At 47.2% G+C, this 23,431-nt stretch carries 20 protein-coding genes; 5 read left to right on the top strand and 15 right to left on the bottom strand.

Translation table 11 applies throughout. The features are described from left to right. Positions 1-127: 127 nt before the first annotated feature. The 7 genes from sufE to HC752_RS14625 all read right to left on the bottom strand — a co-directional run bounded on the left by sufE (position 128) and on the right by HC752_RS14625 (position 6,951). A complete protein-coding gene (sufE, locus tag HC752_RS14655; protein ID WP_190335916.1) occupies positions 128-532 on the bottom strand; it encodes a cysteine desulfuration protein SufE in 405 nt (134 codons plus the stop codon). A gap of 3 nt (positions 533-535) precedes the next feature. Continuing rightward, positions 536-1,783: a SufS family cysteine desulfurase gene (locus HC752_RS14650; RefSeq protein ID WP_190335915.1), complete on the bottom strand. Its 1,248-nt coding sequence runs from the start codon at positions 1,781-1,783 to the stop codon at positions 536-538. Continuing rightward, positions 1,780-3,039: a Fe-S cluster assembly protein SufD gene (gene sufD, locus HC752_RS14645; RefSeq protein WP_190335914.1), complete on the bottom strand. Its 1,260-nt coding sequence runs from the start codon at positions 3,037-3,039 to the stop codon at positions 1,780-1,782. Before sufD ends, HC752_RS14650 begins: the two co-directional genes overlap by 4 nt. Next, entirely contained in the window at positions 3,014-3,760 is a 747-nt protein-coding gene (gene sufC / locus HC752_RS14640) for a Fe-S cluster assembly ATPase SufC (protein ID WP_190335913.1), read from the bottom strand. The genes sufD and sufC overlap by 26 nt, the downstream gene beginning before the upstream one ends. A gap of 6 nt (positions 3,761-3,766) precedes the next feature. Then, on the bottom strand, positions 3,767-5,233 hold the full coding sequence (sufB, locus tag HC752_RS14635; RefSeq protein ID WP_190335912.1) for a Fe-S cluster assembly protein SufB: 1,467 nt from the start codon (positions 5,231-5,233) through the stop codon (positions 3,767-3,769). Between the two features lie 3 nt (positions 5,234-5,236). Next, a complete protein-coding gene (sufA, locus tag HC752_RS14630; protein WP_190335911.1) occupies positions 5,237-5,623 on the bottom strand; it encodes a Fe-S cluster assembly scaffold SufA in 387 nt (128 codons plus the stop codon). A gap of 518 nt (positions 5,624-6,141) precedes the next feature. Further along, positions 6,142-6,951, bottom strand: coding sequence for an EAL domain-containing protein (locus tag HC752_RS14625; RefSeq protein WP_190335910.1), 810 nt, complete (start codon positions 6,949-6,951; stop codon positions 6,142-6,144). Positions 6,952-7,691: 740 nt separating this feature from the next. On the opposite strand from HC752_RS14625, the gene HC752_RS14620 reads away from it, so the two are divergent. The 5 genes from HC752_RS14620 to HC752_RS14600 all read left to right on the top strand — a co-directional run bounded on the left by HC752_RS14620 (position 7,692) and on the right by HC752_RS14600 (position 13,291). Next, positions 7,692-8,477 carry a lysozyme gene (locus HC752_RS14620; protein WP_202987902.1) on the top strand — a complete coding sequence of 262 codons (786 nt, stop codon included), beginning with the start codon at positions 7,692-7,694 and terminating at the stop codon, positions 8,475-8,477. Between the two features lie 2 nt (positions 8,478-8,479). Beyond that, positions 8,480-8,911, top strand: a complete 432-nt coding sequence (locus HC752_RS14615; RefSeq protein ID WP_190335909.1) for a lysozyme inhibitor LprI family protein — start codon at positions 8,480-8,482, stop codon at positions 8,909-8,911. Positions 8,912-9,191: 280 nt separating this feature from the next. Beyond that, entirely contained in the window at positions 9,192-10,712 is a 1,521-nt protein-coding gene (locus HC752_RS14610) for an ethylbenzene dehydrogenase-related protein (RefSeq protein ID WP_190335908.1), read from the top strand. Then, positions 10,709-11,386 (top strand): Lcl C-terminal domain-containing protein, encoded by a 678-nt coding sequence (locus HC752_RS14605; protein WP_190335907.1) that lies wholly within the window; start codon positions 10,709-10,711, stop codon positions 11,384-11,386. The genes HC752_RS14610 and HC752_RS14605 overlap by 4 nt, the downstream gene beginning before the upstream one ends. A gap of 15 nt (positions 11,387-11,401) precedes the next feature. Then, positions 11,402-13,291 carry a cellulose-binding domain-containing protein gene (locus HC752_RS14600; RefSeq protein ID WP_190335906.1) on the top strand — a complete coding sequence of 630 codons (1,890 nt, stop codon included), beginning with the start codon at positions 11,402-11,404 and terminating at the stop codon, positions 13,289-13,291. Between the two features lie 220 nt (positions 13,292-13,511). Here the strand turns inward: HC752_RS14600 and gbpA are convergent, their stop codons facing one another. The 8 genes from gbpA to HC752_RS14560 form a co-directional block, all read right to left on the bottom strand. Continuing rightward, on the bottom strand, positions 13,512-14,987 hold the full coding sequence (gene gbpA, locus HC752_RS14595) for an N-acetylglucosamine-binding protein GbpA (RefSeq protein WP_190335905.1): 1,476 nt from the start codon (positions 14,985-14,987) through the stop codon (positions 13,512-13,514). A gap of 585 nt (positions 14,988-15,572) precedes the next feature. Further along, positions 15,573-16,016, bottom strand: a complete 444-nt coding sequence (locus HC752_RS14590) for a DUF2000 domain-containing protein (protein ID WP_190335904.1) — start codon at positions 16,014-16,016, stop codon at positions 15,573-15,575. 332 nt (positions 16,017-16,348) lie between these two features. Beyond that, positions 16,349-17,116 carry a histidinol-phosphatase gene (gene hisN, locus HC752_RS14585; RefSeq protein ID WP_190335903.1) on the bottom strand — a complete coding sequence of 256 codons (768 nt, stop codon included), beginning with the start codon at positions 17,114-17,116 and terminating at the stop codon, positions 16,349-16,351. Positions 17,117-17,405: 289 nt separating this feature from the next. Further along, the gene (locus tag HC752_RS14580; protein WP_190335902.1) at positions 17,406-18,332 is read right to left on the bottom strand and encodes a choline kinase family protein; all 927 of its coding nucleotides are present in this window, start codon (positions 18,330-18,332) and stop codon (positions 17,406-17,408) included. A 15-nt stretch (positions 18,333-18,347) separates the two neighbouring features. Next, a complete protein-coding gene (locus HC752_RS14575) occupies positions 18,348-19,286 on the bottom strand; it encodes an aminoglycoside phosphotransferase family protein (RefSeq protein WP_190335901.1) in 939 nt (312 codons plus the stop codon). A gap of 14 nt (positions 19,287-19,300) precedes the next feature. After that, positions 19,301-20,716 carry an amidase gene (locus tag HC752_RS14570; protein ID WP_190335900.1) on the bottom strand — a complete coding sequence of 472 codons (1,416 nt, stop codon included), beginning with the start codon at positions 20,714-20,716 and terminating at the stop codon, positions 19,301-19,303. 14 nt (positions 20,717-20,730) lie between these two features. After that, positions 20,731-21,684: an ABC transporter permease subunit gene (locus HC752_RS14565; RefSeq protein ID WP_190335899.1), complete on the bottom strand. Its 954-nt coding sequence runs from the start codon at positions 21,682-21,684 to the stop codon at positions 20,731-20,733. A gap of 206 nt (positions 21,685-21,890) precedes the next feature. Further along, on the bottom strand, positions 21,891-23,417 hold the full coding sequence (locus tag HC752_RS14560; RefSeq protein ID WP_190335898.1) for a sugar ABC transporter ATP-binding protein: 1,527 nt from the start codon (positions 23,415-23,417) through the stop codon (positions 21,891-21,893). Positions 23,418-23,431: the final 14 nt, after the last annotated feature.

Below are 23,431 nucleotides of genomic sequence, written 5' to 3'. Positions count from 1 at the left end.
ACTCGCACTATGAACGAGAACAAATGAGAGAACTAGGGTTAGGGTCTGCTGACCAAGATAAGGCATTACCCGCCCCGAGATTTGGAGCAGGTAATGGCTATATTATTTGGGAATAAGACCGAGGGGGTTAAGAATACATTTCAGCGGTTTTTTGGATGCTGGCAACCATGGCAGACAACCCTTGAGAACGGGTGGGTGTGATGTGCTTGTGCAGTTCAAGCGCCTCAAACCATTGGTTGATATCGAAGTCTAAAATTTCCTTCGATGTTTTGCCTTCAAACGCAATCACCGTTACGGCGATGAGCCCTTTCACGATGGCGGCGTCGCTGTCGCCAAAAAAATGGAACGCGCCCTTTTCGTCTTGCACTTGATCGAGCCAAACTTGGCTTTGGCACCCTTTAATCACATAGTCGTCTGTGCGTTTGTCGTCCGATAGGGTGTTCAGGCGATCCCCCAGTTCAATAATGTACAGGTAGCGCTCTTCCCAATCCTGACAACGGTGAAAGTTCTTCACGAGCTTTTCTGGCGTCATGTTTTATCCTAACAAAAGATGGATTCGTTTAAGCCCAGCTATGAGGGCATCAATATCGTCGCGTGTTGTATACATGGCAATGGATGCACGGCATACCGCAGATAGATTCATTGACGCGAGAAGGGGCATGGCGCAATGATGACCCGTGCGAATGGCGATGCCATATCGGTCTAAAAACGTCCCCACATCGTAAGCATGATGATGGCCTAAATTGAACGGAATCACCCCTGCACGATGGCTCGGGTTACCGTAAATTTGAATGTTTTCAACGCTTGCCAATTGCGTTAATGCGTAATCCATTAATTCGTTTTCATGCTTGGCAATGGCATCCAACCCCGCCTCTTGAACATAATCAATGGCTTCACCTAACCCCAGAATGCCGGCAATGTTCGGCGTACCCGCTTCCAATTTCCAAGGGGCTTGATTGAACGTCGTCCCCGATGGAAGGCAGACCTTGTCGATCATCGCGCCGCCCCCTTCCCACGGCTCCATCGCATCCAACAACGTCTTCTTGCCGTACAGAACACCAACGCCAGTCGGGCCGTAAAGCTTATGGGCAGAGAAAACGTAGAAGTCACAGCCCAATGCTTCGACGTTCACGGCTTCATGCATGACGGCTTGTGCGCCATCTAGTAACACCGGAATGCCGTTTTTGTGCGCCAACGTCGTGACGGCTTCAATGGGCGTTCTCGAACCGAGTACATTCGAGATGTGTGCCACGGCCACCAGCACAGTGTCTTCCGTCAGCAGCGACTCCAATGCCGCGATGTCGAGCTCTCCGCGTTCATTGGCTTCCCAAACCTTCACGGTTAAATTGAACTGCTCTGCCAACATTTGCCAAGGCACGATGTTGGCGTGATGCTCCAAGTTAGAAATCACAATCTCACTCGGCTGCGTACCCTTGCGGCGCAATAGCGGTTTCAAAAAGCCGTTGGCCACCAAATTAATGGCTTCCGTTGTGCCTTTAGTGAACACGATTTCATCACGAGATTGCGCACCAAGAAAAGCACGAGCTTTGTCGCGAGCCTGTTCCATATTATCTGTGGCATTGGCGCTGAGTTGGTGCACCCCGCGATGAACCGACGCATATTCGTCCCGATAGAATCGAGACATTCGGTCAATCACTTGGTTGGGCGTTTGGGCACTGGCTGCCGAATCAAGATACACCAACGGTTTGCCGTCGATGTTCTGTTCCAGCGTTGGGAAGTCTTTGCGCCATGGGCTGGTATCTTGGGTGAATTCCGTGCTCATGACCGATCCAATTTTTGCTCAATACGACGAATGATGTGTTTGCGAACGTTTTCATTTTCAATGGCATCGGTCAATTCACCTGCAAAGGCAAAGGTGATCATTTTCTCTGCTTTGGCTTTAGGAATGCCGCGAGCCTGAAGGTAAAACACTTGGCTCTGGTCGATTTGCCCCGTGGTGGCACCGTGGCTGCATTTCACGTCATCGGCGTAGATTTCGAGCTGTGGCTTGCTGTTGATCTGCGCTTTTTCACTTAGAAGCAGATTGTGATTGTCCATCTGACCGTCGGTTTTAATGGCGCCTTTATCGACATAAATCATGCCGTTAAAGACGCCAACACCGTTGTCTTTACCAATCACTTTATGGGTTTGATGGCTATTGCAATGCGCTGCTTGGTGGCGAAGATACGTTCTGGTGTCCAACACCTGATCCGCTTTCGGCAAGGTTAAACTGTTCATTTCCACTTCACCGCCTTGCCCTTTCAAGAGGCCACTGGTGTGATGCCTAACCAATTTACCTTCCAGCAAAAAAGTATGGCTCGTCGCACGGCTGTCGCGATACAAGGTGATGTCGTTGTGACCAAAGTGATGCTGCTCGGCACTTTCTTCAATTACCTTAATGTGCTTGAAGTTTGCGCCATCACTGACATTCGCCGTCAGCCTTGAACACGTCACGCCGCCACCTTGCTTCAGAGACACGTGGTGTTCGTACACATGGCATTCCGCTAATCGGCTAATCTCGATGTGGTGTCGGTAGCTGCACAGCTCGCCTTCACCGCCCGAGTTCAGGTGAAACAGATAAATCGGTTTATCAAGCTGAGTATCGTTGCCCACTTGAACATAAATTCCGGCGGTGGCCGTTGCGTCCGTCAGGGCTGAGAAGGCTTCTTGATTGATGTTGCTTGAAAGTAGGTGCTGCGCCGAGTCATCCAGTTCGTTGATCGCTTTTATCACGGTATTCGGGATGTCGTCAGACACTTCCGATACCAACTGTCCATCGAAGAACACCAAACGGTAGCAATCAAAACTCATACTGATGCTTTCAAATGAAAGGCTGTCAATGCTGCTTTGTGCTGGCGCGCGGTGCGATAACGCTAGGAAGTCATCCAAAGGTGTGTACTTCCAGTCTTCATGCTTGGCGTTCGGGATCCCCCAAAGCGCCAAAGACTGCCAGCTATTTTCTTGCCAACAAGACTGACCCGCAAGAGCGCGAAGACGCGTTAACGCCATATCTCTACTCTTCTCCGATAATCCAACCATAACCTTTGTCCTCTAACTCTTTCGCCAAGGTGTGATCGCCAGATTTCACAATTTTGCCTTTGTACAAAACATGGACAAAGTCAGGTTTGATGTAATCCAAAATACGCTGATAGTGGGTCACCACAATGAAAGAACGGTTGCCATCACGTAGGGCATTTACGCCATCCGACACCGCTTTAAGGGCATCAATATCCAGACCCGAATCCGTCTCATCAAGAATGCAAAGCTGTGGCTCTAACACCGCCATTTGTAGGATGTCGTTGCGTTTTTTCTCGCCGCCAGAAAACCCTTCGTTGACAGAACGGTTAAGCAGATCAACCGGCATTTTCAGTAATGCGGCTTTTTCTTCGAGCAAGTCTTCAAAATCGAAGCGATCCAATTCAGGTTCACCACGGTATTCACGAATGCCGTTCAGTGCCGTTTTTAGGAACAACTTGTTGCTCACACCCGGAATTTCTACAGGGTATTGGAACGCTAGAAAGACACCTTCACCGGCACGCTCATCGGGATCGAGCTCCGCGAGATCTTTGCCTTTGAACAGGATTTCGCCATCCGTGATTTCGTAATCGTCTTTTCCTGCCAGCGTCGAAGACAAGGTACTTTTGCCTGAACCGTTAGGACCCATAATGGCGTGTACTTCGCCCGGTTTGATGGAGAGGTTAATGCCGTTAAGGATCTGATTCTCCTCAACACTGGCTTTTAAATTTTTAATTTCTAACATACTGGGTTAGCCCACGCTGTGTTCTAAACTGATGGAAAGGAGTTTTTGCGCTTCAATCGCAAATTCGAGTGGCAGCTCTGAGAAGACGTCTTTACAGAATCCGTTTACGATCATTGAAATGGCGTCATCTTCACTGATGCCTCGCTGCACACAATAAAAAAGCTGATCTTCACCGATTCGAGATGTCGTTGCTTCATGCTCAACCTGTGCGGTCGAATTTTTCACTTCAACGTAAGGGAACGTATGTGCGCCACAATCGGCACCAATCAACATGGAATCACACTGGGTAAAGTTTCGAGCCCCTTCCGCACTTGGCAATACTTTCACCAAACCGCGGTAACTGTTTTCACTTTTACCTGCTGAAATGCCTTTAGAAATGATGGTCGACTTGGTGTTCTTACCAATGTGGATCATCTTGGTGCCCGTATCGGCTTTTTGGTCGCCATTGGTTAAGGCCACCGAGAAAAACTCACCAACAGAGTTGTCCCCTTTCAGAATAACGCTTGGGTATTTCCAAGTGATCGCAGACCCTGTTTCCGACTGCGTCCAAGACATTTTACTGTTTGCGCCTTCGCACACCGCTCGCTTGGTCACGAAGTTCAAGATCCCGCCTTTGGAACCTTCCACCCCAGAGAACCAGTTTTGTACTGTGGAGTATTTCACTTCGGCGTCTTTGTGAATGATGACTTCGACCACCGCTGCATGCAGCTGGTAGGTATCACGCACAGGCGCAGAACACCCTTCGATGTAGCTCACGTACGCGCCTTCATCCGCCACTAGGATGGTGCGCTCGAACTGGCCGGTCTTCGCTTGGTTGATTCTAAAGTACGTCGATAGCTCACGCGGGCAACGCACCCCTGGCGGGATGTAAACAAACGATCCATCAGACGCGACGGCGGCATTCAACGCCGCAAAAAAGTTATCTTTGGGTGGGACAACCGTGCCTAAATACTGGCGAACCAATTCTGGGTAGTCGTGAATCGCTTCACTGAATGAACAGAAAATAATGCCCTGCTCTTTCAGCTCATCACGGTACGTTGTGGTGACCGAAACGGAATCGAAAATGGCATCCACCGCCACTTCGGAGCCTTCACGAACGGGCACGCCTAACTGGTCAAACGCCTCTTCGACTTCTTTGGTCAGAAATTCGTTTGAACCGTCGGATTCAAGATCGCTTCCTTCACACTTGCCACAGCTCGGTGCAGAGTAATAGCTGTAGTTTTGGTAATCCAAAGAGGGGTATTCCGCTTTCAGCCAATGCGGCTCTTCCATCTCTTTCCAAAGCCGATAGGCTTCCAAACGGAACGCTAACATCCACTCTGGTTCATTCCTTTTGGCTGAAATGGCACGAACCACTTCCTCATTAATGCCTTTTTCTAAGGTGTCGTTTTCAAGCTGAGTATAAAACCCTTCTTTGTATCCTTCCTTATTCATTGCCTTTTGGACTTCAGGCTGAATTTCAATTGCCGTCATTTGCTAAATACCAAAGCTCTCACCACAGCCACACTCGGCTTTGACGTTAGGATTTTTATAGGTAAAGGTCTGATTCAACCCCTCGCGAACGTAGTCCACTTCAGTGCCATCCAGAAATGGCATCGCATTCAGCGCAACAAAGAGTGTTGCACCATGAGATTCAAAAGAAAGGTCACCGTCCTGAGGTTCATCAATTTGATCGAGAACGTACGCGTAGCCTGTGCAACCCGAAGATTTCACCGACAAATGAATGGCCTTTCCATCCATTGAAAGCTGCTGTACACGTTTCGCCGCAGCGGGAGTTAATGTAATGCCTTGCCATTGAGCGTCCTCAATTGAGAACGACTCAGTTCCGTCAGTATGAACGGTTCCTTCGGAAGGAGATGCCATAACCACACCTTAATTGTAGTAAAGATGCGCACATGATAATGATTATCATTAGCAGGTCAACCTTACGCAAATAAGGGTTAAGGGGATAAGTATAAGAAATAATAGGTTACGACCAGAAGACGAAACGAAACATTGACGATCATCCAGTGAAAAAGACCATGTTACGCTTCGACTTCTTGTATCGCTCTGATGAGGATCTGTTGACCTTTATAGGCAATGTTTATCATAAGCGACATTTATCACAAGCAACGTTTATAACCGTCACTGAAGACGCACTTTAGCTTTGCTGACCGTACTTGCAAGGCCATTGATGATGTCAATCGGCTTGGTGAGAATCGCTTTGTCTTCTAAGAAAGCACTGACACTTCACCGATCAGCTCAACCACCTCTGTTCCCGTTTTGGCTCACTGGCATTGCCCCTTCAGTCGTAGCGCAATCAAAACAGAGCCCGCTTTTTCCTTCATCTTGGAAAAGCATTTTCAACACAAATAACATTGGCTGGAGTTATTGCATTCCGTTCAGCAAATAGAAAGTGCCATCCTAATGCTAATGGTTCTTGCGGAAATGGGCCGACCAGTAAGATACCCTTGGAAGTAATCTACCCCTAATGCCATCATCCTTGCTTTTTGTTCTTTTGTTTCAATGCCTTCTGCCACCGTTTTGATGTTTCTGGATCGACAATATTCTAATACTTCCAAAAGCTGAGCTCGGTTTTCATCGGCATTTTGAATGAGCGTTTTGTCAATTTTCACAATATCCACTTGTTGCCGTTTCACTCTAGCCATGTCACAGTGCATTGAACCAAAATCATCCAATGCGACACGGATATTGACTTGTTTTAAGTTTTCAATACCTTGTGCCATTAACGACATTTCTGAATTGCTGTCTTCCATAATTTCATACACCACATTTTCTTGTGGGATCCCCAATATTTTTAGGCGTATCAATAATTGTTCGATAGCGCCAGATATGTTCCCTAATGTATTAAACACACTAGGAGGAGCGTTAACGAAAAGGGAGACGTTATCGGAAAAAAACTTAGAGAAATTGATAAAGTGGATCTTGCCTGTAATGAGAAAAAACAGCAGCAAGCTTTTGTGATCTTGTCGAATCGGTCTTAGGTATTCTTCTGGACTGATGGCTGCCCCATTCATATCGGTTATTCGAGCGAGCCCTTCATAGGCGACAATGTACCCCGCTCTGTCAAATATGGGTTGGTATACCCCTCTAAAAACAAACCCATCGTATTTAATGAACGCCCATCCATTGAGGTCCGTCCTGACCAGTTCTTGGACTGAGTCGTCTACCGTGTTGTAAGTTACCTTCATCTAAAGCCTAGAGAGTTAAATTTGTTATAACGCTAACGTTGCCAAACACTGCGATATGTTCTCGCTTTTTCCTATTCAAGTGACTTTTGTGCTCAAACGACCACATTGAGCAACTAACAATCAATATCGAGCAACTATATGCCATGAGGAATCATCTAGCTTGAAGCTCAATTCAAGGAAACATCAGGAAGTGCATCTAGAAACCGTACCAAATAATCAACATGGAGTATCAGAGTCCGATATCCAGTTAATAATGCGAATCATATCAATTTAGATTAGGGATCTGTTTCATATATCGAAGGATTTCCTGTCAAATTTAGTGAAAATCTCTAACCCGTTCCTATTTTTAGACGTTTATATTTGCGCATCCAAAACACCCGTGAATCACTGTCACAAAAGTGAAACGGAAGTCTGCGTGTTTAACCCAAGAAGGATCCTGCGTGGTATTCGATGATGAAGGTCGGGGGATCACTAAATATGAGCCCGATAGCGAGATTGGGGAAAAATGAAAACAAAGCGACATAGAAAAGAACATGAGGACAATCAAAACCAGCGATTAAGGAAACAATGCCAGCACTGTGATGCTGGCATTTTTCAACATCGAAAACCACTAACGGTCATGTAAAAAACAATAAAATCAATAATATAAAACTTAGACATCGACTGTATAACTCTTAACTTTGGTAGATAGATTCTTTATCAAGAGGTAAATTTCATTCATTTTATTTAACGGAGTTGTTATGAGTAAATATATCAGCCAATCAGTTGGAAAAAATGGTGTCAATAAACAAAAAGACGTAGAGTTAATTCAAGTACTTTTAAACCATGTCGCCCAGTTATCTTCTACTCAAGCTCTGAGTCTTGATGGGAAAATAGGAAACAAAACAATTGAAAAGATAAGGTTATTTCAGTCAAAAGTTGTGAAGATGAGCGCACCTGACGCAAGGATAGATCCAAAAGGAAGAACAATAAAAGCACTGTTAAGTAAATCAAACGTTTGTATTATTAATACGCCACCAGCAATAAAGAAAACTCATATATTAAGCCAAAAAGCAGTAACCTTACTAAAAGGAATAGAAGAGCTTGCAACAGAAACGTATGATGACCAAACAGGCAAAAAAATAACACAATGGGTAAAAGGTGCCACAATCGGTTATGGTCACTTGATCAGCAAAGCAGAGTGGGATACGTATAAGAATGGAATAACCAAGTCATCCGCTGAAAAATTATTGAATCAAGACTTAAAACCTTTTGTAAATGCGGTTAATTCTGCGGTTAAAGTCGCTTTATCACAAAATGAATTCGATGCCTTAGTCATTTTTACTTTTAATACTGGTATAGGGGGATTTAGGAACTCATCAGTGCTGAAGCTGATTAACGACCCATCAGCAAAAACACCATATAAAAGTTTAGAGTTAGCATGGAAAGCATGGAACAAATCTCAGGGAAAAGTAATGAGAGGATTGAAGAACCGGAGAAATTCCGAATGGAATATTTTCGAAAATGGATTATATAAAAGATGGTAAAAATGTTTAAAACAACCCTATTCGGATCCGCACTCTTTTTTTCGTTCTGTACATGGGCTTTAGATAACCCCGACAATACAAACAAGGCGGCTGAGTTAGCGTCTAATTCCGCCGTTTACCTCAATAAAATAACCAATGCGACAGGGTACCGCTCGACACTTTTGGCATATACCGAATATCACGAGTTTCTTTCAGATGAGATCAAAAGCACGTACGTCGATATTGCCAAGAAGTTGACGGAGAAAGAAAGAGACGCATTTAAAGCATCACATACCGCATGGGAAAGCTTTCTGCATTCTCAATTCGCTTTCATAGAAGAGGTGTGGTCAAAAGATAATTTTGGTTCAGCCTCTGCAATTGACCGAGGACAGTTCAAAGCCAAGCTACTTAGAGATAGGCTACTTGAACTGCAATATTACCAAATGACTTTCTGATAATAGCTGACTCCTAGAGACGTCCTACCGATCAAGTTGAGTCATTTCGAACCACCAATGCCAGCACTGTGATGCTGGCATTTTTTGTTCTAACTGCCGTGAAAACCTCCACTTACGTTACCTGTGACAAATAATTACTGAAAGATACATATTGTTGCATAACAAAAATAGAACCAATTTGGTAAGTATCAGAAATTTAACGGAATTTAAATAGTAATTCGTCTACTAGGTTCTACCATCAAATCTTATTCATTTGATTAACTTTTGCACAGAACCAAACATGACTCCTAGGCGTTTCGACTTTATTCTTATCCACTTGCTTGTCTCTATTTCAGCATTACTGAATTTGCTTACAGGTTTGCGGATTCATTTGGTCTCAGATCGAACTTTACATTGGCTTTCTCCAATATTACCGCAGGGTAACCTGCACGATCTGCATTACGTAAGCGGGGTTGTCCTTTTTTCTAGCACATTGGGTTACGTTTTCTATGTGCTGCGCCGGAAGAAACGCGCGACCAAACCCTCATCACAATACCATCTCGGGGTTCAATACTTTGGCTATGCCATCACTCTATCGGCTCTGATATCTGGCGCACTCTATTGGTGGCAGCTGGATTTCATAAACCTTCAGGCTTGGCACTTTTGGTCTGCCATTGGCATGTTGGTTTTTTTGATACTGCACAGTTTGGTTTACATCATTCAATATGGGGCAAACGTGTTAAAAAGGGTGGTGCCCTTTCGAACGCTAAAACAAGCACGGCTCTCATTGACGCTGCTTCTCTCACTTGGCGCCACAGGGGCTGGATGGGCATGGATGTATTCCGGTAGCCAGCTTCCTTTAATGGTGAAAAAGATCAGCATTGATGAACTGGTTAATGTGGATGGCGAACCCAATGAAGCCTTTTGGCAAGAAGCAAACGAACTCTCCGTTCTTACCACGGGGGGCGCCAACTTCGATGATGGGGCAACGACTGTCTCGATCAAAGCAGCCGCCAACGCATATGAGACATACTTTCTCTTTCGCTGGAAAGACGCGACCAAAAGCCTCGCCCACTTGCCTTTGTTTAAACAGAACGGAAAGTGGGTGGTCAGGCAAAATGGGTTCCATCACTTTGATGAAACGACCTACTACGAAGACAAGTTTGCCGTGATGATCTCCAGCACCTGCGGCTACGGTGCAGACGGCACGGCATACCTTGGTCGCAACCCCATTAAAGGCAAACCCGAAAACTGGCACGGCAAAGGCTACCACGCCAGCATGGACAATCGGATCCGCGATTTGTGGCATTGGAAAGCGGTTCGCACCAACGATATGTTTCAAGCGGACGATAATTTTTTTGGCCCTGCCAGTACACCCCGATTTGGTGAGCGCCGATACACGGCAGGTTACCTTGCTGACGGCAAAGACAGTGGCGGATACAAAATGAATTGGAAATGGTATTCCCAAGATTCCGTCACCCCCAAACGGCTCCCTAAAGAACCTTCCGTCGTTACTCGCCCTCTCGCTTGGTTTGGCAGCCAACCTTATCAAAAAGCACACGACACCTTACCGGAAGGCAGTGAAATTCCCTCGGTATTATACCGTTCCAACCAGTTTGAGGGCGACAGAGCCAACGTTCGCGCCCGAGGAAAATGGGAAAACGGATATTGGACATTAGAAGTTTCCCGCAAACATGACACGGGCTCCCAACATGATGTTGCACTGGAAAATGGCACCTGTATTTGGGTGTCGGCCTTCGACCATTCTCAGGTTGCGCACACACGCCACCATCGACCCATTCAGTTGGAGTACGCACAATGAAGCTCAGAATACTGGCAACGCTCCTTATGATCGCTGCAACGGCTCTTTATAGCTACCTCAGCTTGAACATATTGCCGGTTCAATTGAGTCACCCTCGCTACGCGAAAGTCACGCAATCAGGTGAGCGATTGATGCCTTGGCAAGGGCCGTGGGCGTGTGTCGCCGATGAAAAAACAGGGCTGCTATGGGAAGTGAAAACCGATGATGAATCCATTCACGATGCCGATTGGACCTACTCTTGGTTCAATGGGCAATTAGGCGCTCCCGATAAAGGGGACTGTTTCTATCAAGACGGGCGATGCGACACGCAAGCGCTGATCAAACGTACCAATGATCAAGGGTTATGCGGCACTCATAATTGGCGATTGCCAACACCAAAAGAGCTCATGTCACTGTTGCAAGACAACGACAGACCGAATCAGGCTCAGATCGCCGCTGACTTCTTTCCGCGCATTAAAAACAGCGATTATTGGACGATAAGCGCCAATAAATCGCTAGCCCAACAGTACCGCCATTTGAAGCACGGAGCGCTGGCAATCAACCTTTTTGAAGGCAAAGAGAACGCTTTGCCTTATCGCAATGCCGCCTTTGTGGTGCTGGTTTCAGAGCCTCACCGCGAGAGGCATACCTCGCAGATGACATTAACGTCAATTAATCAAAGAAGTAATGAATAATAAAGGACTAATAACATGAATTACCTCAGAACAAGCATTCTGATCGGACTGTCCGCTATGGCTTGTCAAAGCTTCGCTGGAAGTGAATACCATCGTTTGGTTTGGGATGGTTCGCCATCATCAAAAGCCACCATCGGATTTTCACCAACAACAAGTACCAATCACCATGTGAAATATGGTTTTACGACCAGCGAACAAGAATGGAAAACGGCCAATGTGTCTTTTAGCCATACGTTCGCAAGTTCACTGAAAAGCAGCTTTGTGCAGTTAAGTGGTTTGCCAGCCAACTCTCCGGTCTATTATCGAGTGTGTGATGATGCAGGGTGTGGCGATCGCCTTTGGTTCAAAACCGCCCCTACCGACAACTCCCCATTTGTCGCAATTGCAGGGGGGGATACCCGCACAGGTTGGACAACTCGCCGAGCAGGTAACAAGCTGGTTGCGAAGATTCGCCCATTATTCATCATGCACGGTGGCGACTACACCAACCAAAACTCCGCCTCGGAAATGCGTGAATACCTAAAAGATTGGCAACTGACGTTTTCAAGCGATTTGATCGATGGTGTCAACTACAAACGCATTTACCCATTCGTCCCGACACACGGTAACCATGAAGACGACAATTACAGTACGGTATGCCAAGTGTTTGGCGTCGATTTTGATGGCAATAAAACCTGTAACCCGAAAGACACCTACGGGGCATTTAACATTTCGCCTCTGATGCGCGTCTATACCCTTAATAGCCAGTTTAAAGACAGCGGTTGGTCTAGCTACGCCACAGCGATGAATAACTGGCTAAGCCAAGATCTTGCATCAAGCGCCGCTTCGGCAAAATGGCGTGTGGCACAGTACCACAAACCCATGTACCCGCATTATTCAGGCAAGCGCGATAACACCATTTTGGTTTCTTGGTGGGCGAACTTGTTCTACCAGCACAAAATGAACTTGGTGGTGGAATCGGATACACACATCAACAAAGTCACAGAAGCATTGAAGCCGTCTGGCTCGAACTTCAGCGCGACCACAACTGGTGGTACGGTTTATGTGGGTGAAGGCAGTTGGGGAGCCCCCGCTCGAAGCGCCAATGACCCGAAAAGCTGGACCATCGACTTAGCCAGCATTCAGCAATTTAAAGTGTTGAGCGTAAGCCCAGCGACACTGGAAGTGCGCACTGCCCAGTTTGGTTCTGGTGCAGAAACATTAAGCCGCGAACAACGTAATGCGAACCCACTGGCACTGCCAAGCGGCGTCAACTGGTGGTCGGCTTCTCAAATTGGGGATGTGCTTAAGCTGACTCAGGCTGCAAACCAATTGTCTGTGATTGATAAAGGCACAACAACGCCTGATCCTGATCCAAAACCACCAACGGGCAGTCAGCTTCAAAATGGGGTTCCTGTTACTGGTATTTCGGGGGCTGCCAATCAAACCATTGCCTATACATTGGATGTCCCCGCTGGTGCCACGAATCTGAACATCGCAACCAGTGGTGGTTCGGGTGACGTTGACTTGTATGTCAAATTTGGTTCAACGCCCACGTCAACAAGCCACGACTGCCGTCCATTCAAAAATGGAAACAACGAATCGTGCCCATTTGAGGCACCGGAAGTAGGGACTTACTACATCAACCTAACGGGGTACGCCTCGTTTTCTGGTGTCACGCTCAATGCCAGCTTCACCAACAGTGGAACTGGTGGCGGTGGCGGTGGTGGTAATGACGGCACAACCTGCGATACAACGGGGATCCATGTTTACCCTAACTGGCCTCGAACCGATTGGGCAGGAAACCCTAGCCATGCCGACACGGGCGATAAGATCGTCTATCAAGGAAAAATCTACCAAGCCAAATACTGGACGAACTCCATCCCAGGAAGTGATGACAGTTGGGTACTGGTTTGTGGGCAGTAAGTTTACAGTGTAAATAGCATGAGAGTCATTATCGATGACTCTGGCTTTTGCAGTAAAAATCCCTCGATTTTCATCGAGGGATTTTTTATACCTAAACGCCACCGAAGGGAGGGTAGGAGCGTCTCTCTATATAGGCACAGGTAGCCCCTGAGGTTCCTAACCATTCACCAAACGGCTTATTCCTTTAACCTAGGTAACTGATTTTACTAGGTAAAGCCGTTTAGAGCACTTCGTCCCACGCTAAATACCAATGAAGCCCAACACCCGGTTCAAAGTTGGTTCGCCTCGGTCCCCATTGCTTACAGTAACCCGCCTGTGGGAAGCCTTTACACTGATAAACGCGTCCATTTTGAGAAAGTACTCGAGTTCCAGAAGTGTATCCTTCAAGACCTTCAGGAAACACAAAGTCGTAGCTGGCTTGGGTAATTTCTCCATTTTCTGCCTTTAAGAGAAAATCAAATGTCTGTTGATTAATAACGCTACCTTGCTGATCTTTGATCACCGCAACCAACATGTGATGCCCAGGTTCAGATTTTGACAACGTTAGCGAAGCACTCGAATTTTGACCATCAGCAAGCTGCATGGCATGAGTCGCTAACGCTTCTTTATGATGGTTGTAGACCGTGAATTCGGCACTGACGCTTCCCGTTGCATTCAATGCAAAGTCAAGTACTGTCGGCTGTTCACCTATCAAGTACTCGGATTTCAACCCCGTAATATCGAGATCGTAATTCTGTACAGGTGTATTGATCTTATAGCCAATCTCAATGTTTTTCAGCCCTGAGCCTGCTTTGATGAAGATAGGGTTAACACCATAATTGGGTGTAAACTCGCCATTGCTTTGACTCTGACCCGCTCGAATTTGCGTTTGCTCTTGGTTAATTTTGCTTGCAAGTGCATGTGACCAGTTTTTCGCGCTTTTTTGGGCCTCATTCTCGATGACCAGTTCTGTGCTGTATGACGCCGCCTCTCCCGACTCGTCAAAAACACGAGTAAATACGGAATCGCCTACATTCAGGTCCATCGATGGGCTAATTTGACCCGTTTGTTCCCACTCTTTTACCGGAGCGGGTTGAGATGAACCGTCACCTTCAAACTTAACGTCTATAACATTATAAAATGACGCCCCTGTATCGCCGACATCCCAGACACTCAGTATGACATGGTAACCCTCACGCTCAGGCACATCACACAGGTGATTTACGTGTCTTGGTGGCGCCGACATTCTCCCATTGATGACACAAAATGGTGTCAAATCGAAGGAGCTACGTGCCAAAGGTTGGTTCGGATTCCAATCGGTCTTGGTGATGTAATATTTCCAGTCTTTGGTGACATGACTAGCCGTAAATGTCCATTCAAAATATTGGCTTCCCGCCTTGATAGGGCGCTTAACCCATCGATCAGCCGTTTGCTCATCGAGTGCTGCCGCAAGACCCGTCTGTGCACTGGCGATTCTGCCATCTGCTGGTCCATAATTAGGGAATCCATCTGGGCCTTCAACACTTTGGGGCTCGTACCGAATAGCGCCACACCCATGGTTTCTTTCCCCTGTTCCTTTTGCAGCATACTTACATAGCGTCACTCTTCCTTCAACAACCCCTTTTTCATGCGTCGAAATGTATCCATGGCTATAGCAAGCCCCGCTAACACCCAGTAAAGCAATAGTCAGCAGCGAATATTTAGAATATTTATTCATTATTTTTCCTAGATTATGTGGAATAAAACTCACTCTAGGGCCGGTTTTCGGTAAAACCCCCTACCGAACATCAAACCATAAACCCGAAACTTAGAGATCGAACGGGATTAAACACCAAAAATAATCTATAAATGCAGATACAACTGATAATTTGACTCGAAATCAAAGTGAAATAAACCGTTTTCATGATTTTTTACAAGTTGAGACACTTCGATAAGACTGATTGAATACAGAATTTCTGACACTCAGGAAACATTGAAAAAAGGGGGAGGATGTTCGAAAGAACCACACAAAGTCGACCTATCCACCACCAAGGCATTGACTTTATGATTCAGGTGAAATGATGAGATGTGAGCAAGATTACTGGCAAGACGTTACCCAGCAAGAGGAGTCAACACCCTGACATCGACCGAGCGAGTACTCAGCCATTTACAGTGTTGAACGTGGGCTCACCTACCTTAGAAGTACGTACCGCATGATGTGTTCTGGCGCATTGATGTCTAGGGGGAGCCTCCATCACCTCATTAGAGCGACAGGCTGCTCGCCCACAGAAACACCGTGTCGCATGCACATCCATCAATATGACTACTTAAACAAGCTAAACTTCCCTGTGAACTCCTTCAGTTCAGAAGTATCGCCAAACATACAAACACCAAAGTACTCTAAGTCTTGCTCCGATTTTTCTGACGTTGCTTTTAATTGCTCTGCGGATGTTCCAACGATCATTGTGTCCGTAAAATCCGTAAATGGGATGTGTCGCTGAAGCAGTTCTCCGCGAACTTTTCTAATCTTATTCGAGTTATCAGCCTTGAGAACAATAAATGGGTAGTGCGAAATCGATGGGTGAATCCCCCCTTCCTTGTCTCGATACGGTAAAAAACACAGGCTATCGACATCTTCTATTTGGGCAACCAGCCCCGCGGTCATATGACCAAGAGCATTAAAAAGCCGTCCCATATCAACTTTTTTATTTAATACAGCAACAAATCTCTTCGAGTTTTCATCTGGGAATGTAGATAAATCAAGCATAACAATCCTTTATTCTTTAAGGGGAGATACTTGGTTAAAGGGGGCGGGGGCATCACTGACTCTCATCAGCACCACCGCTTTAGACCCCAAACCAATGGCTCTCTAGTTCACACTTTTCTGCGGGAATATACAAGCCATTGATATAGTTACATTTCCATTCTATATAGACCACCACGCAACCCGTGAGTTAAATAGGCGCAAACATGCCTTGATTGGTATGGTTTATGGGTTATGGATCGCCATGTTGATGGCTAATGACGATACTTACGCGTTCACCTCAAGAAAAATAAGGCGTCGTTCGACTGCATTCGCCTCGGGGGGCACATCTTGAGTTATCTTGGGAACAGAATACTGAGGGCTGCCTGATGCAGTTCTCTGGACGCGGCGGCGACCGCTAAGCCATTCCAGTTTTCCTGAATAGGGTTACCTTCCCAATCGGTAATAACGCCCCCAGCCTCTTCGACAATCGGAATCAAAGCCACCACATCGTAATACTGCAAGCTCCCTTCCACCACCAGATCAATATGACCGGAAGCCAAAAGCCCATAGGAATAACAGTCTCCACCGAATCTTCGCAAACTGACTTCTGAGGCCAGCGCTTCAAATCTTTCCAGTTCGTTGCTCGAAAACATATCAGGTTCCGTGCAATACAAAGACGCCTTCTCTAGGTTCGTGGAACCGGATGTATGGCATCTGACGTCACCTTTGAACGTCCCTTTGTTCAGAATTCCCACCCAGCATTCTTTGAGAATGGGCATGTCTATCACACCAATGAAGGGTTGATTTGATCGCGTTAACGCAATCAAAGTACCAAATGTAGGCATGCCTGTTATAAAGCTCTTCGTACCATCTATTGGGTCGATAATCCATTTATAGTCAGACTGCTTGTGCAAAAGACCGTGCTCTTCACCCAAGATATTATGATCAGAGTGGCGCGAAGCGATCACCTCTCTGATGACAGATTCCACTTCTCTGTCGGCTATCGTAACTGGACTCTGATCGCTTTTATTTTCAACACGAAAAGCCGTACGAAAGTATTTCTCTATCAACCTTCTGGATTTATCCAATGCTAAATCGATCGTTACCAAGTAATTATCCATAAAGTGATCTCACTCGCTTTTGTTGAGTTGTAATAACGCCTTTTGACCTTTTTCATGAATTGGCATACCCACGAATTGGTATCTCCATGAATTGGTATCTCCATGAAACCACTCGTTCACGGTCAATTGGGTTCAATAGAGAACCCCGACCCAACAATGATCTGTTGTTCACACAGGGAAAGCGTTGCGTTGCGTCGCTCTCTCCATCGTCGTCGGAATTTCCGGTGCTCTTTAATCGTGTTCATTATTTTAAGGGGTTCGCCGAGCTCTACTCCCAAATTCAGGGTTACTAGAGTATACGCAACCAATGGTTCCAGCGAGGATCATCCATAACGGTTCTCGCACGTGCGTATTTCCAAATACCGTACTTTTGATAGTCAAAATCCCAATCCGACAACTGGCGCTGCTGAACTGCCCAAGACCCCCATTTGATGTCCGCCACTGCCCGCATCACCGTCACTCGGGCAAAAAGGTCGTCCCGACATTCCCCGTAATAACGTTCAATCATTTCAAGGGTGGTCGGTTCATCAACAAAGACCTCCCCAAGGAAGACGCCCAGTTCGTATGCGCGATCATTGTTGGACGCAAACTCAAAATCGATAAGCTTCATATCTCTGATGTGATCGTCGTCCGACATGTCGACCATAAAATTTCCCGGCATTGGATCATTGTGGCAAGGGACAATATCCAGCCCCGATGCCATAAACGCTTCTTTGGCTCGCTTGTATTGATACAACAACCAGTCAAAATCAGCGGGTCTGACGGCTCCCAGTGCATTGCCCTGCTCGATGTGCTCGTCCGCCATGTCAAAGACATGCTTTGTCACTGGTAAATCCTCACATGAGTTGAATTTTTTGTAGAGGTCGATCACCGAACCTAGGAAATCTTTTCTTGAAAAATCCGCATTGGTTGACGCTCGATACCCACTGAGAAATTCAATCACTTCCGCGCCTTTTTCTGGGCTGAAAAACTCCACCTTTGGCGAGATCCCCAATGTATGGGCTTTGGTGGCGGCATCGTGTGACAACTGCCGATCAATAAAATTTTCAGAGCCGATACCAAACACTTTGAGGAAAAAGTCGGTCCCCGCGTGAGTGACCAACCAATTAGAATTGAGCAGCCCACCGACCAAAGGTTTTTTCGACACTTTAGAGAGGTCCCAATTCGGGATAGCGGCAATGGCAGCATCAACTTGTTCTTCTGTGGCTATGGACATAATGATGACCTCTTTTTATGACAGACAACGCAGGCGATCTGCGACGAGAGAACGTTGGGAATGTTGCTCAAAACGCATAAAACGCCAAGAGGCGTATTTTGAAAACTCAAGCGACACCCTTTGAGAACTGGCCGACATTGACGCTGCGATCAAGCCCCAGCGCAGATCGTCTAACACACCGTAGATGTATGCTCGCTGGAATAACCCTTCATCGAACTGTCCGTACCACTGTTCGAACCCAACTCTCGCTTCAGGCTCTCTTTCGAACACTTCCATCAAATAACACCCAATATCTTCGAAAGGATCCGTATTGGCCGACAAATCAAAATCGAGGAGCTTTACAATATTGTTAGGGCCAATCATCAAGTTTGCGGTATTGCCGTCTCGATGGCACGGGATGCTGTCAAAGCCGTTGGCGGATATCGCTTGGTTGGCTTGTTCATTAACGGTCATAAAGGCATCGATGTGGCGAGGCAAGATCGCATGGTGGCTCAGGCAAAACTCATAGAGCGACTGTATTTCAGCGAAAATAGTCGCATCGCGCGGCATCTTGGGGCCGGACTGAAGGGTCTTTTTCGCCTTGATAACCTCAGCACGAACGTCCTCTTTTGTCGTATCGATCAATCCACCTGCATGCCACCCTTCACCAAGATACTCCATAGCAAATAAGCCGTCGTCTAGCCAAGTATCCAAAACCAACGGTGCAACGCCAAGCTCCCCCGCTCGAACAGCAATCTCTATTGCTTGAGGAGGATGAACATAGTGGTGAGTGTCGGCGTGGTAATGCTTATAAATCTCACGCCCGTCTTCACTTTCAGCTAACCACATATCCGCTTCAACTCCCCGCCATGCAGGTGAAGCAAGAACAACTAATGGGTTTTCAAACTTGGTCAGGGACCCGAGTCTCACCTTTGCACGCGCTTCCACGACACCCTGTCCGCACACATTCGACATAGCAAACTCCTAAATTATTCATTGGGTTCTAGAGGCCAACGGTTATCGAAAGGTCCTTCAGACCACAACGCCTTTTCAAGCGCTTTGGCAAGCCGAACCAGCCGGATATCATCAAAACGTCTGGCTGCAATCTGAATACCGACAGGTAGCCCCCTCCGATCCGTTCCCGCAGGCATAGACACAGCAGGGTGCCCCGACTGATTAAAGGGGGCGGTAAAAGTGCAATGCCTTAATGGCATTTTTTCATCGATCCCTCTCGAATCGGCGGGAAAACTTACAATGGGCATTACCGGCGACAAAATGAAATCCGCTTGATCAAACAGTGCGTTCGTTTGCTCAACGCCTTTTGCGATGCCAATCTCCATGTCCGCAATTCGGCTGGCGGACCAATCTCTCGCCTCACCGAACCATTCCAACATCTGTGGAGGGGTCTTGGATCTGTCTTGTTCACTTTTTGCAGAGTATTCGCGCCAACCACGCCATTTAAAGCTGTCGTCGATTGGGAGATAAGCATCAAAATCATACGACAGCGAGCCACGCTCCACATTCGCTGAAATGGTTTTTATCGCTTGTTCAGCTTTCTCTAGTATGTCCAGTACATCCGCTTCAACAGCCGGACCAAAACCAAAGGAACGATACACGGCAATTTTTGCGGTGGAGAAATCGTGTCCACCACTTGGCTCAACAACGGGCACGGATAGGCGATCCTGCCTATGCACCCCTCCCAGCCCTCTTAGCCACGGTTCGAGGTCAGCGGCGCGCCGAACTATCGGCCCCGCCGAGCGAACATCCGAAGCGGGAAGGTGCGATATCATGCCTTGAGTCGGCTTCAGTGCCGACAGCCCACAATGACACGCAGGCAGCCGTACAGACCCAGCAATATCGGTCCCAACCGACATCATACCGATGCCAGCAGCCATAGACGCGCCATTGCCTGCACTCGATCCACCTGGGCTCCATTTTAGCCCCCAAGGGTTTCGTACAATACCGTGCAGTGAGCTAACACCCGATCCCGATAACCCAAAGTCTGGCATGGTGCCCTTACCTACGATGATCGCCCCTAACTGTTTGAGCTTTTCCACCGGAGGAGAGTCCGACTGGGCCACGTAGCCCTGACCATGAATTTTGGCACCATGGTTCCAAGTCATACCAATTGCATTAACCGAGTCTTTAATCGTAACAGGCACGCCCTCAAACCGTTTGGTCGCTTGCCCCTTACGAAACCGTTCTTTCGCTGCCTGAGCCTGAATCATTGCCGCATCGGTCTGAACTTGGTATAGCGCATTGATTTTGCCGTTGACCTTATTAACTTGGTTCATTGTGACTTCCATGACTTCCACGGGATCGATGGTGCCTACACGATAGCCCGTCATGAGTTCATCAACTGTTAAGTTGGTCAGATCAGAGATATTCATTTGGTTATTCGCCATATTTTACTGCCTTCTCAGCTTGCGCGTTTAGTTCGAATCAAATCCAAACCAGCCGCGAATATCAGTACCGCTCCCGTAATCATCAGGCTCATCTCCGTTTGCACGTTCATAAGAACCAAACCATTGGCCAGCATTCCCAGCAATAGCACAGCCAGAGCGACACGAAGTACCGAACCTTTGCCCCCCGTAAACGGCACCCCACCTAACAAAATCGCGGTGAGGACGGTCAACTCGACACCAACACCCAGTGTTCCCGAAGGCGCACTGTTGATTCTTGCGATACTCATCAGTGCTGCGACGGCCGTTGCAAACCCAACTGCGGCATACAAGAGAAGCCCTGTTAGTTTGACTCGCACCCCCACAAGAAAGGCCGCACGCTCGTTGGTACCAATCGCGATGATCCGGCGACCAACAGGCAGGAATGTCATGACAAACAGACCAATGAGAAGAGCGACGATCATGATCCAAGTAAGGTAAGGCAGACCAAGCCAGCGACCGTAGCCAATAATGACAAAAGATTCAGGAAAGCCGAATAAGGGGTTAGGTGCCAACCATTGAGCCAATCCACGCATGAGCGTTAAGGCACCGAGCGTTACGATGATGGGCGACATACCAAGGACCGATACCAGCACCCCATTGATCGTCCCCGCGACCACACCCACAATAAGGGTGACAAAGATCGTTGCTGGTACGCCAAGGCTTTCAAAACATAAGGCCGCCACAACGCCACACAATGCAAGCATTGAACCCACACTCAGATCCACTTTTCCTGCCATCAAAAGCAATGAGCATGGAATTGCTATTGTCATCAGCGCGGCAATTTGAACGGATATATTTACCCAGTTTCTCACACTGAAAAACACCGGTGAGTTGAGATAAAAGAACAGGCTAAGCAGTATCACCGCAATAGGCAGTGCTGCCGCGATGGACTTTTCTACCCAGTCTACTTTTTGTTTGGATCCTTCCACTAGACCTCCTAATTGAGCACTACCTGCGTTTGTGCCTTTGCTATCCTGAGTGCTTTGCTATCCTACGTGCCTTACTAGCCTATGCATCTTGTTCCCATATGCACCTTGCTCGCCTAACTCATTGTTATCCTGAGCCATTATCACCCTAGGCAATTGGCTACCCTGATCAATGATTACTCTGAGCAATGATTACCCTAGACAATTGGCTACCCTGAGCGATGGCTATGGATGCTTGACTCCGTTCGATGCGCAATCTCGACCAGTTTTCTTTCATTTTTCGGGTTATCGATCAATTCAATCTGTTTGCCATAACCCAGTATCAGAACACGATCGGCAAGCGTGATGATTTCAGTTGGATCTGAAGAAGCGAAAATGAGCCCAGCCCCCTGAGCCATTACCGCTCTAAGTGATTCGTATAATTGAAATCGAGCGCCAATATCGACCCCCTGCGTTGGCTCATCCAACAAGATGATTTGTTGCTCCTCTTGTTCGTTTAACAGCCATCGACCCAGTACAATTTTCTGAGCGTTCCCTCCACTGAACTGCCCTGCGGCAAGCCGTGGGTTGGCAGGGTGAACCGCCAGTCGCTCTGCAATTCGCATGAAAAGCTTCTCTTCAAGCTTTGAATTGCGGAGCCACTTTGGTAGCAACGCCCCACCAAAATGTGGCATCAAAAGATTTTCCGTTGCCGATAAGTTGCCAAAAAGACTTTGCTCGGTTCTGTCGCTAGCAACGAGAGAAATACCATGCTCAAAGGCAACGGAAGGGGACGTAATGTCTACAGCCTTCCCTTTGATACGAATTCGCCCCCCCTTCTTGGGTCGAGCGCCAGAAATGGCCTCCAAAAGATCGGTTCTTCCCGCCCCTAATAACCCATATACGCCGATTGCCTCCCCACTATGAAGATTCAAATTGACGGGGCCGGTAAAAGGAGATTGGTAGTCCTCAAGTTGAAAAAGAGGCTGGGTGGACAGCTTGGCCGTTGATGTGAATATTGACTTTGTAATTGAAGACGGTGCAATCGCTTCCGCCATTTCACGAGTGTTCGTTTTTTCCTTTGGTCTGGTCCAGACCACGCTCCCATTTCGAAGTACGGTCACGGTGTCTGCTATTGCATCAATCTCATCCAGAAGGTGCGTCACGTAAACCACGCCAATGCCTTCCTGATGTGCAACCTGGCGTACCACATCATGCAATACCGCCATTTCATCTTTCCCCAAAGCCGCTGTGGGTTCATCCAAAATAAGTAGCCGTGGGTTTAGAATCAGGGCTCTTGCAATTTCAACGATCTTTCGTTCACCCGTACTTAGCGTTTCTAACGGGGATCTAGGGTCTATCGGGACTTTCAATCGGGCCAGAACCCTTTCGGCTTCTTTAATTTGTTTTGACTTGTCAATACACCCGAACGCTCGCAATTCGTGGCCAAGAAAAATATTCTCGGCCACGGTAAGCCCCTCAAAGACTTGAAAGTGCTGGTAAATGATCCCTATGCCAAGATTCAGCGCCTGACGGGGCTGGAGGCAGTTGAACGTTCGACCTTCAATATGAATGTGTCCAGACGAAGGCTCTACCGCACCACTCAAGCACCCAAGAAACGTCGACTTTCCTGCACCATTAGCCCCCAGAAAGGCATGAATCTTCTGTGCCTCAAAGTCCAAACTCACACCGCAGAGAACTTCAACGTCGGCGTACGATTTGCGAATATCGGAAACTGAAACCAGAGCATTTGACATTAGCTTTACCCACT

Source organism: Vibrio sp. S9_S30, assembly GCF_014694455.1.
GTDB lineage: Bacteria > Pseudomonadota > Gammaproteobacteria > Enterobacterales > Vibrionaceae > Vibrio.
This window is presented reverse-complemented; position numbering and strand designations above follow the sequence as displayed.

Coding starts and splice junctions, on each gene's coding strand:
- sufE (WP_190335916.1), bottom strand. CDS start 532: ATGACGCCAGAAAAGCTCGTGAAGAACTTTCACCGTTGTCAGGATTGG.
- HC752_RS14650 (WP_190335915.1), bottom strand. CDS start 1,783: ATGAGCACGGAATTCACCCAAGATACCAGCCCATGGCGCAAAGACTTC.
- sufD (WP_190335914.1), bottom strand. CDS start 3,039: ATGGTTGGATTATCGGAGAAGAGTAGAGATATGGCGTTAACGCGTCTT.
- sufC (WP_190335913.1), bottom strand. CDS start 3,760: ATGTTAGAAATTAAAAATTTAAAAGCCAGTGTTGAGGAGAATCAGATC.
- sufB (WP_190335912.1), bottom strand. CDS start 5,233: ATGACGGCAATTGAAATTCAGCCTGAAGTCCAAAAGGCAATGAATAAG.
- sufA (WP_190335911.1), bottom strand. CDS start 5,623: ATGGCATCTCCTTCCGAAGGAACCGTTCATACTGACGGAACTGAGTCG.
- HC752_RS14625 (WP_190335910.1), bottom strand. CDS start 6,951: ATGAAGGTAACTTACAACACGGTAGACGACTCAGTCCAAGAACTGGTC.
- HC752_RS14620 (WP_202987902.1), top strand. CDS start 7,692: ATGAGTAAATATATCAGCCAATCAGTTGGAAAAAATGGTGTCAATAAA.
- HC752_RS14615 (WP_190335909.1), top strand. CDS start 8,480: ATGTTTAAAACAACCCTATTCGGATCCGCACTCTTTTTTTCGTTCTGT.
- HC752_RS14610 (WP_190335908.1), top strand. CDS start 9,192: ATGACTCCTAGGCGTTTCGACTTTATTCTTATCCACTTGCTTGTCTCT.
- HC752_RS14605 (WP_190335907.1), top strand. CDS start 10,709: ATGAAGCTCAGAATACTGGCAACGCTCCTTATGATCGCTGCAACGGCT.
- HC752_RS14600 (WP_190335906.1), top strand. CDS start 11,402: ATGAATTACCTCAGAACAAGCATTCTGATCGGACTGTCCGCTATGGCT.
- gbpA (WP_190335905.1), bottom strand. CDS start 14,987: ATGAATAAATATTCTAAATATTCGCTGCTGACTATTGCTTTACTGGGT.
- HC752_RS14590 (WP_190335904.1), bottom strand. CDS start 16,016: ATGCTTGATTTATCTACATTCCCAGATGAAAACTCGAAGAGATTTGTT.
- hisN (WP_190335903.1), bottom strand. CDS start 17,116: ATGGATAATTACTTGGTAACGATCGATTTAGCATTGGATAAATCCAGA.
- HC752_RS14580 (WP_190335902.1), bottom strand. CDS start 18,332: ATGTCCATAGCCACAGAAGAACAAGTTGATGCTGCCATTGCCGCTATC.
- HC752_RS14575 (WP_190335901.1), bottom strand. CDS start 19,286: ATGTCGAATGTGTGCGGACAGGGTGTCGTGGAAGCGCGTGCAAAGGTG.
- HC752_RS14570 (WP_190335900.1), bottom strand. CDS start 20,716: ATGGCGAATAACCAAATGAATATCTCTGATCTGACCAACTTAACAGTT.
- HC752_RS14560 (WP_190335898.1), bottom strand. CDS start 23,417: ATGTCAAATGCTCTGGTTTCAGTTTCCGATATTCGCAAATCGTACGCC.